The organism is Pseudomonas sp. OG7 (assembly GCF_014192825.1).
Taxonomy (GTDB): Bacteria; Pseudomonadota; Gammaproteobacteria; order Pseudomonadales; family Pseudomonadaceae; genus Aquipseudomonas; species Aquipseudomonas monteilii.
On record NZ_JACHYK010000008.1, the window covers coordinates 45184 to 61267 of the forward strand.

General features: G+C 62.2%; 18 protein-coding genes. 8 read left to right on the forward strand and 10 right to left on the reverse strand.

What is annotated here, in order from left to right; all coding sequences use genetic code 11:
• Positions 1-55 precede the first annotated feature (55 nt).
• From ahpF to FHW75_RS19725, 7 genes are all read right to left on the reverse strand, one after another.
• On the reverse strand, positions 56-1618 hold the full coding sequence (ahpF, locus tag FHW75_RS19695; RefSeq protein WP_183674379.1) for an alkyl hydroperoxide reductase subunit F: 1563 nt from the start codon (positions 1616-1618) through the stop codon (positions 56-58).
• Positions 1619-1744: 126 nt separating this feature from the next.
• Positions 1745-2308, reverse strand: coding sequence for an alkyl hydroperoxide reductase subunit C (gene ahpC / locus FHW75_RS19700; protein WP_003250537.1), 564 nt, complete (start codon positions 2306-2308; stop codon positions 1745-1747).
• A 206-nt stretch (positions 2309-2514) separates the two neighbouring features.
• Positions 2515-3870, reverse strand: a complete 1356-nt coding sequence (gorA, locus tag FHW75_RS19705; RefSeq protein ID WP_019096538.1) for a glutathione-disulfide reductase — start codon at positions 3868-3870, stop codon at positions 2515-2517.
• 97 nt (positions 3871-3967) lie between these two features.
• Positions 3968-4807: a UTP--glucose-1-phosphate uridylyltransferase GalU gene (gene galU / locus FHW75_RS19710; RefSeq protein ID WP_016711416.1), complete on the reverse strand. Its 840-nt coding sequence runs from the start codon at positions 4805-4807 to the stop codon at positions 3968-3970.
• Positions 4808-5058: 251 nt separating this feature from the next.
• Positions 5059-5973, reverse strand: a complete 915-nt coding sequence (locus FHW75_RS19715; RefSeq protein ID WP_025753710.1) for a c-type cytochrome — start codon at positions 5971-5973, stop codon at positions 5059-5061.
• Positions 5970-6620, reverse strand: coding sequence for a cytochrome c (locus FHW75_RS19720; RefSeq protein ID WP_027608852.1), 651 nt, complete (start codon positions 6618-6620; stop codon positions 5970-5972). Before FHW75_RS19720 ends, FHW75_RS19715 begins: the two co-directional genes overlap by 4 nt.
• Positions 6621-6697: 77 nt before the next feature.
• Positions 6698-7057, reverse strand: a complete 360-nt coding sequence (locus tag FHW75_RS19725; protein ID WP_019096535.1) for a hypothetical protein — start codon at positions 7055-7057, stop codon at positions 6698-6700.
• Between the two features lie 159 nt (positions 7058-7216).
• Between FHW75_RS19725 and FHW75_RS19730 the strand changes: the two genes are divergently transcribed.
• From FHW75_RS19730 to csrA, 8 genes are all read left to right on the forward strand, one after another.
• Positions 7217-7519: a DUF1883 domain-containing protein gene (locus FHW75_RS19730; protein WP_003250918.1), complete on the forward strand. Its 303-nt coding sequence runs from the start codon at positions 7217-7219 to the stop codon at positions 7517-7519.
• 8 nt (positions 7520-7527) lie between these two features.
• The gene (locus FHW75_RS19735) at positions 7528-7698 is read left to right on the forward strand and encodes a hypothetical protein (protein ID WP_012051910.1); all 171 of its coding nucleotides are present in this window, start codon (positions 7528-7530) and stop codon (positions 7696-7698) included.
• Between the two features lie 51 nt (positions 7699-7749).
• Positions 7750-8847, forward strand: a complete 1098-nt coding sequence (locus FHW75_RS19740) for a nitronate monooxygenase family protein (protein ID WP_019096534.1) — start codon at positions 7750-7752, stop codon at positions 8845-8847.
• Between the two features lie 70 nt (positions 8848-8917).
• Entirely contained in the window at positions 8918-9676 is a 759-nt protein-coding gene (gene modA, locus FHW75_RS19745; RefSeq protein WP_183674381.1) for a molybdate ABC transporter substrate-binding protein, read from the forward strand.
• On the forward strand, positions 9676-10356 hold the full coding sequence (modB, locus tag FHW75_RS19750) for a molybdate ABC transporter permease subunit (protein ID WP_183674384.1): 681 nt from the start codon (positions 9676-9678) through the stop codon (positions 10354-10356). Before modA ends, modB begins: the two co-directional genes overlap by 1 nt.
• Before the next feature lies 1 nt (position 10357).
• Positions 10358-11449: a molybdenum ABC transporter ATP-binding protein gene (gene modC, locus FHW75_RS19755; RefSeq protein ID WP_025753707.1), complete on the forward strand. Its 1092-nt coding sequence runs from the start codon at positions 10358-10360 to the stop codon at positions 11447-11449.
• Between the two features lie 57 nt (positions 11450-11506).
• Positions 11507-12529 carry a DNA topoisomerase IB gene (locus FHW75_RS19760; RefSeq protein WP_019096532.1) on the forward strand — a complete coding sequence of 341 codons (1023 nt, stop codon included), beginning with the start codon at positions 11507-11509 and terminating at the stop codon, positions 12527-12529.
• 253 nt (positions 12530-12782) lie between these two features.
• Positions 12783-12980, forward strand: a complete 198-nt coding sequence (gene csrA / locus FHW75_RS19765) for a carbon storage regulator CsrA (RefSeq protein ID WP_004375914.1) — start codon at positions 12783-12785, stop codon at positions 12978-12980.
• A gap of 45 nt (positions 12981-13025) precedes the next feature.
• Here csrA and FHW75_RS19770 read toward each other — a convergent pair whose 3' ends face one another.
• The 3 genes from FHW75_RS19770 to FHW75_RS19780 are packed head-to-tail and all read right to left on the reverse strand — an operon-like array spanning position 13026 to position 16003.
• Positions 13026-13379 carry a response regulator gene (locus tag FHW75_RS19770; protein WP_016711425.1) on the reverse strand — a complete coding sequence of 118 codons (354 nt, stop codon included), beginning with the start codon at positions 13377-13379 and terminating at the stop codon, positions 13026-13028.
• A gap of 12 nt (positions 13380-13391) precedes the next feature.
• Complete coding sequence (locus FHW75_RS19775) at positions 13392-14837, reverse strand: ATPase domain-containing protein (RefSeq protein ID WP_019096531.1); 1446 nt, start codon at positions 14835-14837, stop codon at positions 13392-13394.
• Between the two features lie 5 nt (positions 14838-14842).
• Entirely contained in the window at positions 14843-16003 is a 1161-nt protein-coding gene (locus FHW75_RS19780) for a nitrogen regulation protein NR(II) (RefSeq protein WP_183674388.1), read from the reverse strand.
• Positions 16004-16084 lie beyond the last annotated feature (81 nt).

Consider the following 16084-nt stretch of genomic DNA (forward strand, 5'->3'; position numbering starts at 1 on the left):
GAATCTGTGATTACCCTGTGAGAGCTGGCTTGCCGGCGATAGGGCCGGTACAGGCTTACGCCGGCGCCGAGGTCCGGATCAGGTGGTCGAAGGCTGCCAGCGAGGCCTTGGCCCCCTCGCCCACCGCAATCACGATCTGCTTGTACGGCACGGTCGTTACGTCACCGGCCGCAAACACACCCGGGATGCTGGTCTGACCCTTGGCATCGACGATGATCTCACCTCGCGGCGACAGCTCGACGGTGCCTTTCAGCCAGTCGGTGTTCGGCAGCAGGCCGATCTGCACGAAGATGCCTTCCAGCGCCACCTCATGCTGCTCGTCGGTGGTGCGGTCCTTGTAACGCAGGCCGGTCACTTTCTCACCATTGCCCAACACTTCGGTGGTCAGCGCACTGGTGATCACTTTCACGTTCGGCAAACTGTGCAGTTTGCGCTGCAACACCGCATCAGCCCGCAGTTGGCTGTCGAACTCGATCAGCGTCACCTGGGCGACGATACCGGCCAGGTCGATGGCCGCTTCCACGCCCGAGTTGCCACCACCGATCACCGCTACGCGCTTGCCCTTGAACAGCGGGCCATCACAGTGCGGGCAGTAGGCGACACCACGGGCGCGGTACTCCTGCTCGCCCGGCACATTCATTTCGCGCCAGCGGGCGCCGGTGGCCAGGATCACGGTCTTGGCCTTGAGCGAGGCGCCGCCGGCCAGGCGTACTTCATGCAGGCCACCATCGGTGGCCGGAATCAGTGCTTCGCCGCGCTGCAGGTTCATGATGTCCACGTCGTACTGCTTGACGTGCTCTTCCAGCGCCGTGGCCAACTTCGGCCCTTCGGTTTCCTGCACCGAGATGAAGTTCTCGATGGCCAGGGTATCGAGCACCTGGCCGCCAAAACGCTCGGCGGCGACGCCGGTGCGGATGCCTTTACGTGCGGCGTAAATAGCCGCTGCCGCGCCGGCTGGGCCACCGCCGACCACCAGCACATCAAAGGCGTCCTTGGCGTTGATCTTCTCGGCCTGGCGAGCACCGGCGCTGGTGTCGATCTTGCCGAGGATTTCTTCCAGGCCCATACGGCCCTGGCCAAACACTTCACCGTTCAGGTAGATGCTCGGCACCGCCATGATCTTGCGCGCTTCCACTTCTGCCTGGAACAGCGCACCGTCGATGGCCACATGGCGCACATTGGGGTTGAGCACCGCCATCAGGTTAAGCGCCTGAACCACATCCGGGCAGTTCTGGCACGACAGCGAGAAGTAGGTTTCGAAGGTGAACTCGCCTTCCAGCGCCTGGATCTGCTCGATCACTTCGGCACTCGCCTTGGACGGGTGGCCGCCGACTTGCAGCAGCGCCAGCACCAGCGAGGTGAATTCGTGGCCCATGGGGATGCCGGCAAAGCGCAGGCTGATCTCGCCATTGGGGCGATTGAGCGAGAACGATGGACGACGGGCGTCATCACCATCCGCGCGCAGGGTAATCAAGGTTGACAGGCTGGCAATTTCCACCAGCAGGTCATGCAATTCGCGGGACTTCGCGCCGTCGTCGAGGGAGGCAACGATCTCGATCGGCTGGGTGACCCGCTCCAGGTAGGTTTTCAGTTGCGATTTAAGCGTGGCGTCCAACATACGGGCGATTCCTTTTTTCAAAACTCGGATACAAAAACGCCCAGGCGACGTCGCCCGGGCGCTTTTACGGGGCGGTGACTACTTCAGCTTTGGCGGCTGGCTACCGCCCACGACATGCACATGGCCTTAGATCTTGCCGACCAGGTCCAGCGACGGTGCCAGGGTGGCTTCGCCTTCTTTCCACTTGGCTGGGCACACTTCGCCTGGGTGGGCGGCAACGTACTGGGCAGCCTTCACTTTACGCAGCAGTTCGGCAGCATCGCGGCCTACACCACCGTCGTTCAGTTCGACGATCTTGATCTGGCCTTCCGGGTTGATCACGAAGGTACCGCGATCGGCCAGGCCGGCTTCTTCGATCAGCACGTCGAAGTTGCGCGAGATGACGTGGGTCGGGTCACCGATCAGCGGGTATTCGATCTTGCCGATGGTGTCCGAGGTGTCGTGCCAGGCTTTGTGGGTGAAGTGGGTGTCGGTGGACACACCGTAGATTTCCACGCCCAGCTTCTGGAACTCGGCGTAGTTGTCAGCAAGGTCACCCAGCTCGGTCGGGCATACGAAGGTGAAGTCGGCCGGGTAGAAGAACACGACAGACCACTTGCCTTTCAAGTCGGCTTCGCTGACCTGAACGAACTCGCCTTTGTGGTAGGCAGTGGCGTTGAACGGTTTGACCTGGCTGTTGATGATTGGCATGAGAGACGCTCCTTCATGGGGTTGGAATCAGTTGATGGATAGAATCCTAACTAATCATCCCGCTGAAGGCTCATTGGCAAAGCTCATGCTTGCGATTGGTTTTGGCTATAACCGAGGTTTATTAATAGAAGGGAATCGGCTGAGCAAAGGATTGCGCGGCGCGCATGGGCCTCATTGCCGGCAAGCCGGCAATGAGGCCGGTAGCATCAGCGGGTAACGGTGCGCATGGTCACGAACTCTTCAGCCGCCGTCGGGTGCACGCCGATGGTCTCGTCGAACTGTTGCTTGGTCGCTCCGGCCTTCAGGGCGATGCCCAGGCCCTGGATGATCTCGCCAGCGTCAGGGCCCACCATGTGGCAGCCCAGCACCTTGTCGGTGTCGGCATCGACCACCAGCTTCATCAGGGTCTTTTCCTGAATATCGGTGAGTGTCAGCTTCATGGCGCGGAAGCGGCTTTCGAAGACCTGCACCTTATGCCCGGCCTCCAGCGCCTGCTCCTCGGTCAGGCCAACCGTGCCAATCGGTGGCTGGCTGAACACGGCGGTGGGGATGTTCTGGTAGTCCACCGGGCGGTATTGCTCAGGCTTGAACAGGCGCCGCGCCACGGCCATGCCTTCGGCCAGGGCCACCGGCGTCAGCTGCACACGGCCGATCACGTCGCCAATCGCCAGGATCGACGGCGCGGTGGTCTGGTATTGCGCGTCAACGCGGATGTAGCCGCGCGCATCAAGCTCTACGCCAGTGTTCTCAAGGCCCAGGTTGTCCAGCATCGGGCGCCGGCCTGTTGCGTAGAACACACAATCTGCGACCAACTCGGAGCCGTCTTTCAACGTGGCCTTGAGGCTGCCATCTTCCAGCTTGTCGATGCGCTGGATGTCGGCGTTGAACTGCAAGTTCAGGCCGCGCTTTTCCAGCTCTTCCTTCAAGTGCGTGCGCACCGAGCCATCGAAGCCGCGCAGGAACAGGTCGCCTCGATAGAGCAGCGTGGTATCGGCCCCCAGGCCCTGGAAGATACCGGCGAACTCGACGGCGATGTAACCGCCCCCCACTACCAATACCCGTCGTGGCAGGTCTTTGAGGTAGAAGGCTTCGTTGGAGGTGATAGCCAGCTCCTTACCCGGGATGTCCGGCACCTGTGGCCAGCCACCGGTGGCGATCAGGATATGCTTGGCCGTGTAGCGCTGGCCTTCGACTTCCACTTCATTGGCGCCGGTCAGCCGCGCATGGCCCTGCAGCAGGGTCACACCGCTATTGACCAACAGGTTGCGGTAGATGCCGTTGAGGCGCTCGATCTCGCGATTTTTGTTGGCAATCAGGGTACCCCAGTCGAAATGCCCCTCTTCCAAGGTCCAGCCAAACCCTGCGGCCTGCTCGAGTTCGTCAGCGACATGGGCGCCGTACACCAGTAACTTTTTCGGTACACAGCCAACGTTGACGCAGGTACCGCCCAGGTAGCGGCTTTCGGCAACAGCCACCTTTGCGCCAAAGCCGGCGGCAAAGCGCGCCGCGCGCACACCGCCAGAACCGGCGCCAATCACAAACAGATCAAAATCGTAGGCCATGTATTCAGTCTCCTAGGCAGGCGCCCAGCATAACGCCGTTGGCCGCCGCAAACAAAAAAGCCACCCCGAAGGGTGGCTCTTGTACCAGCAGGGCTTATCAGTAAGCCTTGCCAGCCTTGTAGAAGTTCTCGAAGCAGAAGTTGGTCGCCTCGATGTAGCCCTCGGCACCACCGCAGTCGAAACGCTTGCCCTTGAACTTGTAGGCGATCACGTTGCCTTCGGCCGCTTGCTTCATCAGGGCATCGGTGATCTGGATCTCGCCGCCTTTGCCAGGTTCGGTCTGTTCGATCTTCTCGAAGATGTCCGGGGTCAGGATGTAACGGCCGATGATTGCCAGGTTCGATGGGGCATCTTCAGGCTTCGGCTTCTCGACCATGGCGTCGACACGGAAGATGCCGTCCTTGATCTCTTCACCGGCGATGACGCCGTACTTGTTGGTTTCCTGCGGATCGACTTCCTGGATGGCGACGATCGAGCAGCGATACTTCTTGTACAGCGCAACCATTTGCGCCAGCACGCCTTCACCTTCGAGGTTGACGCACAGGTCATCCGCCAGCACCACGGCGAACGGCTCGTCGCCGATCAGCGGGCGACCGGTCAGGATGGCGTGGCCCAGGCCCTTCATTTCGGTCTGGCGGGTGTAGGAGAACGAGCACTCGTCGAGCAGGCGACGGATGCCGACCAGGTATTTTTCCTTGTCGGTGCCCTTGATCTGGTTTTCCAGCTCGTAGCTGATGTCGAAGTGATCTTCCAGCGCGCGCTTGCCGCGACCGGTCACGATGGAGATCTCGTTCAGACCAGCATCCAATGCTTCTTCAACGCCATACTGGATCAGTGGCTTGTTGACCACCGGCAGCATTTCCTTGGGCATGGCTTTGGTAGCGGGCAGGAAGCGAGTACCGTAGCCGGCTGCCGGGAACAAGCATTTCTTGATCATAAACGTCCTTACAAAAGGCTAGGCCTGTGGAATTCGGCGCAGTCTAATCAGGCGGCAGTCACCTTACAATGCCCCCTGGTATCGACCGATGCCATCATAGAGATATCCCAGTGTAGATAGTTCCGGCGGATCGTAAATATTGCGGTCATACATGACGGATGGATCAAAGCAAAATGATGTTGCCTGTACCGGCCTTTTCGCGGGTTTATCGAGGCATCGAACCGCCGCGAAGAGGCCGCCACAGGCCCCGATCAACTACCCGTGCCCTGCCCGACCAGCACCCCGTCAACCTTCTGCCCATACAGGTTCACGCCATCATTGGCATGAAACTTCACCCGCGTCTTCTCGATGGAGCCCTCCACCAGACGTGGGTCCTGAGGCCGTTCATGACGGTTGATCCACGCCGCCACGTCCCAGGCCTGCTGGTCACTGAGGCTGCCCGGTTTGCCCAGCGGCATGTTGTACTTGATGAACGACGCCGCCGTATTGATACGGTGCATGCCGGCGCCCCAGTTGTAGGAATCCTTGCCCCACAGCGGTGGCATCACGTATTCGCCCGCCACCTTCTGCCCTTCGCCGCTGTCACCATGGCAAATCGCGCATTGCTCGCGGTACACCTGCTGGCCACGCTTGAAGTCGTAGCCACCCTTGGGTTGCGGCACCTCAGGGTAACCACGCCCGGCAATCTCCACGCCGGTGGGTGCCTTGGTCGAAAGCCAGTACGAGTACACGGCCAGCGCTGTCATCTGCGGGCTGTCGGCAGCAGGCGGCTTGCCATTCATGCTGAACTGGAAACACCCCTGAATACGCTCGGCGTAGGTGTTCACCTTGTCATTCTTCTTGCGGTACGCGGGGTACATCGGGTACGCGCCCCACAACGGTGCCGAATGGGCTAACCGCCCCTGATCAAGGTGGCAGTTGCTGCAGTTCATGCCGTTGCCCACGGCCTCTGGCATCAAACGACGGGTGTCGACGAACAAAGCGTGGCCTTCACGCACCATCTTGCCAAAGGCATTGTCAGGCAACTCGCTTTCGGCGGGCGGCATGAACTGCGGCGCGACCTGCACATCGGGCACCTTCAACTGCGACTGGTCTTCCATGGCGATCGGCGCGGCTTGGGCGCTGCCCATGGCCAGCAGCAACAAGGCTGGAATCATCGGTTTCATGGCTTGACCTCCTGGCTGACGGGGTGGGCGAAGAACTCGGCAACGGCCTTGATCTCGTCATCGGTCATGGCCTTGGCCACGCCGACCATCAGCTGGTTGGGGTCATTGCTGCGGCTACCGTCGCGCCAGGCATTGAGCTGCGCCACCAGGTAACTGGCGGGCTGGCCGGCCAAGGGCGGGAAGTGCTCGCCAACCCCGCCACCACCGGGGCCGTGACACTGCACGCAGCCGGGAATCTGCCGGCTCCAGTCCCCGTAGAGGGCCATGCGAGTGGTAGGGTCATCGGCAATCTGCTGGCGGCGCAGGTCGCCAACGGGGTCTGCCGGCAGGCTGGCCAGGTACAGGCTGACCGCCTTGATTTCATCGTCGCTCAGGGCCTTGGCCAACGGCTCCATCACCGGCTGCTTGCGGCTGCCGTTGCGCCAGTCATGCAATTGCTTGCTGAGGTAACCGGCCGGTAGCCCCGCCAAACGAGGGAAGCCGGCAGCAGCAATACCCTTGCCGTCCGGGCCATGGCAGCCGAGGCAGGCCATGGCGGCGGGGTTGGCCCCACCCTGGGTGAAGATTTTATGGCCATCGGCGGCATGCGCCACCGGCCAGGCCAGGATCAGCAGGCTGCCGATCACGACGCGTCTCAACGGTGTCATCACGAAACTCCTTTTCTTTTGTTATATGTTTAGGCCTAAAACATATAAGCAAAGAACGGAAGGTCCGTTGCCTCAGATCAATGTCCGGAGATGCACTGGGTGGCGGCGGTGCGCACATCGCCCAGGCGCAGGGGGAAGTTGTTCAGCCGTTCGCGCAGCTTGATGCTGCTACCGCTGCCACGCTTGTCGATATCCACAAGCGCTGCCGGCCCGGCACCCGACGTGAGCTTTTGCGGCACGATCAGCCGCAGGCCGTCACCTCGCTGCTCTTCAGTCAGCGGGTCGCGGGTATCGGCCAGCTTCTGCTTGACACAGTCGGCATATTCACGCGGGCTCTTGCCAGAAATCACATCCAGCGTTTCGCGTGATTGCTCCAGCTCCGTAACGCTCACGCAGCCACCGAGCGTCACCGCTAACGCGGCCACCATCCACTTCATTTGCAACACCTCTGCCTTCAAGAGTTGGGTTCGACCACAGCCGGGCGGTTTTGCTCCCTGCTTTGGCAGAATTATCTGCGCCGGGTGAACAGCGCGGCAGTGTAACGGCACATCGTGGTATCTTTTGCCTTTGCAGATCCAAACCTTGCGGAGCATCACATGAAATTCGTACACCAGCGCGAGCACCTGAACGAGGACGACATCGTCGTCATCGAGTGCTCCCAGCGCTGCAATATCCGCCTGATGAACGACGCCAACTTCCGCAGCTTCAAGAATGGCGGCCGTCACACTTACCACGGCGGCCATTTCGAGAAGTTCCCGGCGAAAATCACCGTACCCAGCACGGGCTTCTGGAACATCACCATCGATACCGTCACCACCCGCCCGATCTCGGTCACCCGCAAGCCGACCCTGACCCACAAGATCAAGATCATCCGTCGTTCGTCGTCGAAACTCAGGTAAGGCCCCCCATGACCCAGACCATCAAGTACGTCATCAAATACAAGCTCGACGGCCAGCGCCGCTGGGACTTCGCACTCATGCCAGATGCCTCTCAGGAACAAGCCCTGGAAGCCCTGCGCAAGATCCACGGCGAAGACGCCGAGAAGATCAGCGACATCCAGGTCAGCAAGGCCTTGTAAAACCCGCTTCAAGCCCCTGTAGCGCCGCCCGCCCCGCACATGGAGAACCGCATGAGCCACTGGCCCGACCGCCGAATCCTCGACCTGCTGGGCATCGAACTGCCCATTCTCCAGGCCCCCATGGCCGGCGCGACAGGCTCGCCCATGGCCATCGCCGTGGGCCTGGCAGGCGGGCTGGGCGCCCTGCCCTGCGCCATGCTTACCGGCGAACAGATACGCGCGGAAATCGCCGCATTCCGCGCCGGTTGCCCGGGCCGCCCGCTGAACCTGAACTTTTTCTGCCACCAGCCGCCCGCGCCCGACAGCGCGCGCGATGTACGCTGGAAGCAGGCCCTGGCGCCTTATTACAGCGAAACGGGGGCCGACTTTTCGGCACCCACGCCGGTGTCCAACCGTGCGCCGTTCGATGAGCAAAGCTGCCAGCTGGTCGAGCAACTGCGCCCGGAAGTGGTCAGCTTTCACTTCGGCCTGCCGCAGGCTGAACTGTTGCAACGGGTGAAGGCCAGTGGTGCCAAGGTGCTGTCCAGCGCCACCACGGTGGAAGAAGCGGTTTGGCTGGAACGCCGCGGTTGTGACGCAATCATTGCCATGGGGTACGAAGCCGGTGGCCACCGCGGCATGTTCCTTAGCGATGACATCACCAGCCAGATCGGCACCTTCGCCCTGGTGCCGCAGGCAGTGGATGCGGTCAGTGTGCCGGTCATCGCCGCTGGCGGTATCGGTGACCACCGCGGCCTGGTGGCGGCACTGGCGTTGGGCGCTTCGGCTGTCCAGATCGGAACCGCTTACCTGTTCTGCCCCGAGGCCAAGGTTTCGCCGGCTCATCGCAAGGCCCTGGACAGTGCCCCTGCCAGCGAGACCGCGTTGACCAACCTGTTTACCGGGCGCCCGGCGCGTGGCATCAACAACCGCATCATGCGTGAGCTGGGGCCGATGAGCGCGCTTGCACCGCGCTTCCCGCTGGCGGGTGGGGCATTGATGCCATTGCGGGCGATTACCGAGCCGCAGGGCAACAGTGATTTCAGCAACTTGTGGTCGGGACAGGCGCTGCGGCTAGGGCGGCACATGCCGGCCGGGGATTTGACCCGGGCGATTGCCGAAAAGGCGCTGGCCGTTGTTTGTCGTCAGGCTTCTGCTTCAGCAGGCTGACCCTCTTCCCCGCAAATGGCCTATCGCTATATAGTTCAGGATATAACGATAACCCCAAGGAGCTGTTTTCATGCGTATCCGCCCGTCCCTCCCGGCCTTCACCGCCCTGGCCAGCCTGCTCGCCTTCAACACTGCCTGGGCCGATGAGGTACAGGTCGCGGTCGCAGCCAACTTCACAGCCCCTATCCAGGCCATTGCCAAGGACTTCGAGAAAGACACCGGTCACAAGCTGGTCGCCGCCTATGGCGCCACCGGGCAGTTCTATGCCCAGATCAAGAACGGCGCACCGTTCGAAGTGTTCCTCGCCGCTGACGACACCACCCCGAAAAAGCTTGAAGACGAAAAGGAGATCGTCCCCGGTTCGCGCTTTACCTACGCCATCGGCACCCTAGCCCTGTGGTCGGCCAAAGAAGGCTACGTAGATGCCAAGGGTGAAGTACTGAAGACAAACACCTACCAACACCTGTCGATCGCCAACCCGAAAGCGGCACCCTACGGCCTGGCCGCCACCCAGGTGCTGGACAAGCTGAAGCTCACCGAAGCCACCAAAGGCAAGATCGTCGAAGGCCAGAACATCACCCAGGCCTTCCAGTTCGTCTCCACCGGCAATGCCGAACTGGGCTTCGTCGCCCTGTCGCAGATCTACAAGGACGGCAAGGTGACCAGTGGCTCGGCCTGGATCGTACCAGCCAACCTGCACGACCCGATCCGCCAGGACGCCGTAATCCTCAACAAAGGCAAGGACAACGCCGCCGCCAAGGCGCTGGTCGAATACCTGAAAGGCCCAAAAGCCGCAGCGGTAATCAAGTCCTACGGCTATGAACGCTGATGCCACTGGATGCCAGTGACCTGGGGGCAATCTGGCTGACCGTTAAACTGGCCAGCCTGACCACCCTGATCCTGCTGGTTATCGGCACCCCCATCGCCTGGTGGCTGGCGCGCACGCGCTCATGGCTGCGCGGGCCGGTGGGTGCGGTGGTGGCACTGCCACTGGTATTGCCACCGACGGTGATCGGCTTTTACCTGCTGATCGCCCTCGGCCCGCACGGCTGGCTCGGTCAGGCTACCCAGGCGCTTGGCTTGGGCAGCGTGGTATTCAGCTTCACGGGCCTGGTGATCGGTTCAACGGTGTATTCCATGCCGTTCGTGGTGCAGCCGTTGCAAAATGCCTTTGGTGCGATCGGCCCGCGCCCACTGGAAGTCGCTGCCACCCTGCGCGCCAGCCCGTGGGACACTTTCGTGCATGTGGTGCTGCCACTGGCCCGTCCCGGCTTCGTCACCGCCAGCATTCTTGGCTTTGCCCACACCGTCGGCGAGTTTGGCGTGGTGCTGATGATTGGCGGCAACATCCCCGACAAGACCCGCGTGGTTTCGGTGCAGATCTTCGATCACGTCGAGGCCATGGAGTATTCACAAGCCCACTGGCTGGCCGGTGCCATGCTGGTGTTCTCTTTCCTGGTGCTGCTCCTGTTGTACGCCGGGCGCCGTGGCAAAGCTGGCTGGAGCTGAGATGACCGCATCGATTGTGGCGCGCCTGATCCTGGCGCGCGACGACTTTACCCTGGACGTCGACCTGCACCTTCCGGGGCGCGGCATCAGCGCGCTGTTCGGCCACTCGGGCTCTGGCAAGACCAGCTGCCTGCGCTGCCTGGCCGGGCTGGAACGGGCCGCCAGCGCCTACATCGAGGTTAACGGCGAAGTCTGGGAAGACAGTGCCCGCGGCTACTTCCAGGCACCGCACCTGCGCCCGGTTGGCTATGTGTTCCAGGAGGCCAGCCTGTTCCCGCACCTGTCGGTGCGCGGCAACCTGGAATTCGGCTGGCGCCGGGTGGCGGCTGCCGAGCGCAAGGTCAGCCTGGAGCAGGCGTGCCAGTTGCTGGGCATCGGCCACTTGCTGGAACGCCGTCCTGCCACCTTGTCTGGCGGCGAAGCGCAGCGGGTGGGCATTGCCCGCGCCCTGCTCAGCAGCCCGCGCCTGCTGTTGATGGACGAGCCTCTGGCGGCCCTGGACGGGCCGCGCAAGCGCGAGATCCTGCCCTACCTGGAGCGCCTGCACGACGAACTGGACATTCCACTGGTGTATGTCAGCCACGCCCAGGATGAAGTGGCACGCCTGGCCGACCACCTGGTACTGCTGGAGCAAGGCAAGGCGGTGGCCAGCGGCCCGATCGGCGAAACCCTGGCACGCCTGGATCTGTCATTGGCCCAGGGCGAGGATGCCGGCGTCGTCTTCGACGGCATGGTGGTGGGGCATGACCCGCACTACGACCTGCTCGACCTGCGTCTGCCCGGCAGCGGCGGGCCGCTGTTGCGCATCGCCCACACGGCACATGTGATGGGCAGTACCCTGCGGGTCAAGGTGCAGGCCCGGGACGTCAGCCTGGCGCTGACGGCTGACAGCACATCGAGCATTCTCAACCGCCTGCCGGTGCGTGTGCGCGAAAGCCGCCCGGCCGATAACCCGGCCCATGTGCTGGTGAGCCTGGATGCCGGCGGCAATGCCTTGCTCGCCCGCATCACCCGCTTCTCGGCAGACCAGCTCGGCCTGCACCCGGGCCAGGCGCTGTTTGCCCAGATCAAGTCGGTGGCCCTGTTGGGCTGAGCATCCTTTACACGGGCGTTGTCCATTGATCAGTGACTTGATCGAGGCCTGCCGCCCATGCTCGACTGCCCCCTGCCACGCACCCTGCACTACGTTGACGACAGCCAGCCGGGCCTGACCCGGAGACGCTGGCGCGACCGTTTCATCTACCTGGATACCGATGGCCAACGGGTTCGCGACAGCGAAACCCTCGCCCGTATCGCTTCGCTGGTGATTCCGCCGGCCTACACGGATGTGTGGATATGCCCCGACCCACAGGGCCACCTGCAAGCAACCGGCCGCGACGCGCGTGGCCGCAAGCAGTATCGCTACCACACGCAGTGGCGCGAGCTGCGCGACCAGCACAAGTATGGGCGTATGCTGGCCTTTGCCCAGGCCCTGCCTGAACTGCGCGCACAACTGGAGAGCCACCTGGCACGGCCAGGCCTGGACCGGGAAAAAGTGATGGCGCTGGTAGTGAGCTTGCTCGACCACACCCTGATCCGCATTGGTAATCAACGCTACCTGCGCGACAACCAGTCGTATGGTCTGACCACCCTGCGCAACCGTCATGTGCAGATCAAAGGCAGCACCATCCGCTTCCAGTTCCGCGGCAAGCGCGGCGTGGAGCACAACGTCACCCTCAACGATCGGCGGCTTGCCAGCCTGCTCAAACGCTGCATGGAGCTGCCCGGACAGGCACTGTTTCAATACCTGGATGAGGACGGCCAGCGCCACAGCGTCGGCTCCAGCGAGGTCAACCAGTTTCTGCAGCAGCTGACCGGCGCCGACTTCACCGCCAAGGACTACCGCACCTGGGCCGGCAGCAGCCTGGCCCTGGACCTGCTGAAGCCCTTGGCCTGGGAGCCGGACGCCGAGGCCAAACGCCAAGTCGCCGCAGTAGTCCGCCAGGTCGCCAAACGCCTTGGCAATACGCCCGCAGTGTGCAGGCGTTGTTATATACACCCTGCGGTACTTGAGCACTATGCCTTGGGGCGCCTGGCCAACTTGCCGAAAAGCCGAGTGCGCAAAGGGCTGGACCCCGAAGAAGTGGCATTGCTGATATTTCTGCAGGCACTTGAGGAACAGGATGACCATTAAGCCTGTCTATTCACCCCATGATGCGAAGAAATTTCCCATTGGCCGCCAAGCGCCCTATTCTTGCCACCGAGCACCTTGACCGGCAAAACGCTGACGGTTTGCTTCGGCACCTGCAACTGAAGACTCGCAACAGAATTTGTCTGTCGGGGAATTACTATCCGCCGAAAGCGTCTTTAATGAGAAGGAAGAGGGACCCGCTCCCGCCGCCAAGGCAATTAGCCTGGCGGTCTTTTACATCACCAAGGAGATCTACATGCTGATACTCACCCGCAAGGTTGGCGAAAGCATCGTCATCAACGATGACATCAAAGTCACCATTCTGGGCGTCAAAGGGATGCAGGTGAGGATCGGGATCGATGCACCGAAAGATGTTCAGGTTCATCGCGAAGAAATCTTCAAGCGCATCCAGGCCGGCAGCCCGGCCCCGGAAAAGCACGACGACTCGCACTGAGCGACCTGCCTCAAGCCGCACGGACGCGCTTGATCGCCCCACGCCTCAGGTGCCGAGCAGTTCGTGCACCTTGGCGACCATACAGTCCATGTCGAACGGTTTGTCGAACACGGCGGCGAACAGTTCCGGGCATCCCTGGTTGGCCTGTGCGCCGCTCATGAGGATGACCGGTAACTCGCTCAAGGCCGGGTCTTCACGCATCGAGCGCACCAGCTCTTCACCGTTTAGCAGCGGCATCATGTAATCGGTGATGACCAGCTGAACACGCTTCTCCTTCAGCGCTTCCAGCGCCTTGCAGCCATTGCTCGCCTTTTCCACCAGGTAGCCTTCGTCCTCCAGGGCAAAACCGAGGATATCGGCAATCAGGTACTCGTCATCGACGATCAGGATGGTGTTCATGGGCCTGCTCCGTCACCCGCCCCCTTGCGGCACCGGCGTTCCCGAGAGCACGCCACAGGCGCCTTCGAACGCCTTGCGCAGGCTAATGCCTTGCGGCCCCATCAGCAGTTCGTGCAAAGCAGGGTCATGGTGACTGTCACGCACCTTGAGGATCGACAGCATGCGCCGCAGCTGCGAATCCAGCTCGACGAAGCGCATCAGCATCAGGTTGTCGACGATGCTCGACAGGTCCGGGGCCGGGGCGCTGATTTCCGAGCCGAAGATATCGCGCATTTCCCAGGTCAGCATCACGCTCACATCACGCGCGCGCAGTTCACCGGTCAAGGCGCGGAAAAATGCATTGAGACGCGCCGGGTCAACAGCCAGTCGGCTGAACGCCCCGAGGCTATCAATCAGCACGCGCTTGCAGCCCTGCGCCTCGACACGTTCGAGCAGGCGCGCCCCTACCTGGTCCAACAAACCTTCGGTGGTCGGTTGCCAGCACAGCTGCAGGCTGCCGGCGCGTTCCATCGCTGCAAAGTCGTAACCCAGCGATGCAGCCTTGCTACGCAGGCGTTCGGGGGTTTCGTAGAAGCCGAAATGCAGCCCCGGCGCTTGCGCAGTGCTGGCCCCCAGAAAGGCCAGCCCCAAGGATGTCTTGCCAATACCCGAAGGCCCGATCAGCAAGCTGACCGACCCCGTGGACAGGCCGCCGTCGAGCATTTCATCCAGGCTTGGCACACCGCTGCTGATGCGAGCAGGAATGGTGCTGCCCAGCTGGCTGGGGTGGCTGAACAACGCCTCAAGGCGCGGGTAGACATGCATGCCGCTTTCATCGATAAGGCACTCATGGCGCCCCGACAACGCCCCACTGCCGCGCGTCTTGCGCAGCTGGATATGGCGCACGGCGCGGCTGCCCACCAGTTGCTCACCCAACTCGATCACGCCATCGACCATGGTGTGTTCCGGGCTGCCCTCGTCCAGCCGTGCGCTGGTGAGCAGCAGCACCGTGCAGCCGGCGAAGGCCGCATGACCCTGTAGCTCGGAGACGAACTTCTTGGTGTCCAGCGCAGTTTCCGCGCGCACCCGGGCATTGAGTACACCGTCGACGATCAGCAAGCTGGCCTGCTGCCGGGCGATTTCCTGGCGCAACAGCCGCACAACGGCATCCAGCCCTTCCTGCTCAAGGGTGTCGAAGGCACTGACAAACTGGATCTGGTCGCCGACCAGCGAAGGGTCGAAGAAGTCCAGCGTGCCCAGGTACTGGAACAGCCGCTCATGCGACTCGCTCAGCAAGGTGGCCACCAGCACCCGGCCACCGCCGCGTACATGGCCGCAGGCCAGCTGGTTGGCGAGAATGGTCTTGCCCGCACCCGGTGGGCCCTGAATGATGTAGGAGGCACCGGCTACCAAGCCACCCTTGAGCAAGGCATCGAGCCCTTCGATACCCGTCACCAGCCGCCTGAGTGCCTGTGCCATGATGCTCACCTGTCGAGATTGCTGTGGGTCTTGTCCTGATACGTTGGCAAGTAAAGTTGCATGGAAGTTCCGTGGCCGGGCTCACTGTCGACAAAAATGGCGCCGCCGCTCTGCCTGGCAAAGCCATATACCTGGCTAAGGCCCAAGCCAGTGCCCTTGCCGAAAGGTTTGGTCGTGAAGAACGGCTCGAAGATGCGTGGCAATACCTCAGGCACAATGCCTTCGCCGCTGTCTGCCACCACAAAACGCACGAAACGGCCTTGCAACCCTTCCACGTCGCCCGCCAGTTCGACTACTTCGGCCGACAAGCCTATCCGGCCCTCCCCTGCGATGGCATCGCGGGCGTTGAACAACAGGTTCAGCAGCACCATCTGCAATTGCCCGGCATCCACTTCGATCAGCGGCAAGTCCGCCTGCAACTGCACCTGCAGGTCAATCGAACTGGGCAGGGCATGTTCCAGGAGCCCACGCGTGGCAGCTACAAGGTCTGCCGGCGCTACACACGCCACATCGAGTTTGCGGTGGCGGGCAAAGCTGAGCAGTTGCTGGGTCAGTTCAGTGCCTCGCTGCCCGGCATCCAGAATATGTTGCAGCATGCGCTGGGCACGCGCCGGGTCCTGGGTGGCTATCGCCAGGCGCGCCGAACTGATGATGATGGTCAGCATGTTGTTGAAGTCATGCGCCAGCCCGCCAGTCAGTTGGCCGAGGGCCTCCAGTTTCTGTGCCTGGAACAGCTGGGCGCGCACCGCGTCCAGTTGCATCGCCGACTCGCGGCGGTCCGTGATGTCCCGGGTAACTTTGGCCAGGCCGATGATCTGGCCCTGGTCGTCGCGGATCACGTCCAGCGCCGCCAAGGCCCAGAACTGTGTACCATCCTTGCGCACGCGCCACCCTTCATCCTGCGCTACACCCTGCTCCAGCGCCTGGCGCAACAAGCGCTCCGGGCGGCCGTCGGCACAGTCCTGCGGCGTGAAGAACAGCGAGAAATGCTTGCCGATCACTTCATCGGCGCGGTAACCCTTGATCCGTTGCGCACCGGCATTCCACGACACCACATGGCCGGCAGGGTCAAGCATGTAGATGGCGTAGTCCACCACCGACTGAACCAGCTGCTCGTAGCGGTGGGCAGGCATGACGGGGTGGTCGGGGCAGTCAGCTGAAACCATGCAAGCTCCACTGGTACAGCGGGAGGAACAAAATGAGCTTAGCCGAACACGCCCGGCGACAAACAGCCGTGCAGCTACCGT

Bases quoted from the DNA above. Each gene is read 5' to 3' on its own strand.
- ahpF (WP_183674379.1), bottom strand. From the start codon at position 1,618: ATGTTGGACGCCACGCTTAAATCGCAACTGAAAACCTACCTGGAGCGG.
- ahpC (WP_003250537.1), bottom strand. From the start codon at position 2,308: ATGCCAATCATCAACAGCCAGGTCAAACCGTTCAACGCCACTGCCTAC.
- gorA (WP_019096538.1), bottom strand. From the start codon at position 3,870: ATGGCCTACGATTTTGATCTGTTTGTGATTGGCGCCGGTTCTGGCGGT.
- galU (WP_016711416.1), bottom strand. From the start codon at position 4,807: ATGATCAAGAAATGCTTGTTCCCGGCAGCCGGCTACGGTACTCGCTTC.
- FHW75_RS19715 (WP_025753710.1), bottom strand. From the start codon at position 5,973: ATGAAACCGATGATTCCAGCCTTGTTGCTGCTGGCCATGGGCAGCGCC.
- FHW75_RS19720 (WP_027608852.1), bottom strand. From the start codon at position 6,620: ATGACACCGTTGAGACGCGTCGTGATCGGCAGCCTGCTGATCCTGGCC.
- FHW75_RS19725 (WP_019096535.1), bottom strand. From the start codon at position 7,057: ATGAAGTGGATGGTGGCCGCGTTAGCGGTGACGCTCGGTGGCTGCGTG.
- FHW75_RS19730 (WP_003250918.1), top strand. From the start codon at position 7,217: ATGAAATTCGTACACCAGCGCGAGCACCTGAACGAGGACGACATCGTC.
- FHW75_RS19735 (WP_012051910.1), top strand. From the start codon at position 7,528: ATGACCCAGACCATCAAGTACGTCATCAAATACAAGCTCGACGGCCAG.
- FHW75_RS19740 (WP_019096534.1), top strand. From the start codon at position 7,750: ATGAGCCACTGGCCCGACCGCCGAATCCTCGACCTGCTGGGCATCGAA.
- modA (WP_183674381.1), top strand. From the start codon at position 8,918: ATGCGTATCCGCCCGTCCCTCCCGGCCTTCACCGCCCTGGCCAGCCTG.
- modB (WP_183674384.1), top strand. From the start codon at position 9,676: ATGCCACTGGATGCCAGTGACCTGGGGGCAATCTGGCTGACCGTTAAA.
- modC (WP_025753707.1), top strand. From the start codon at position 10,358: ATGACCGCATCGATTGTGGCGCGCCTGATCCTGGCGCGCGACGACTTT.
- FHW75_RS19760 (WP_019096532.1), top strand. From the start codon at position 11,507: ATGCTCGACTGCCCCCTGCCACGCACCCTGCACTACGTTGACGACAGC.
- csrA (WP_004375914.1), top strand. From the start codon at position 12,783: ATGCTGATACTCACCCGCAAGGTTGGCGAAAGCATCGTCATCAACGAT.
- FHW75_RS19770 (WP_016711425.1), bottom strand. From the start codon at position 13,379: ATGAACACCATCCTGATCGTCGATGACGAGTACCTGATTGCCGATATC.
- FHW75_RS19775 (WP_019096531.1), bottom strand. From the start codon at position 14,837: ATGGCACAGGCACTCAGGCGGCTGGTGACGGGTATCGAAGGGCTCGAT.
- FHW75_RS19780 (WP_183674388.1), bottom strand. From the start codon at position 16,003: ATGGTTTCAGCTGACTGCCCCGACCACCCCGTCATGCCTGCCCACCGC.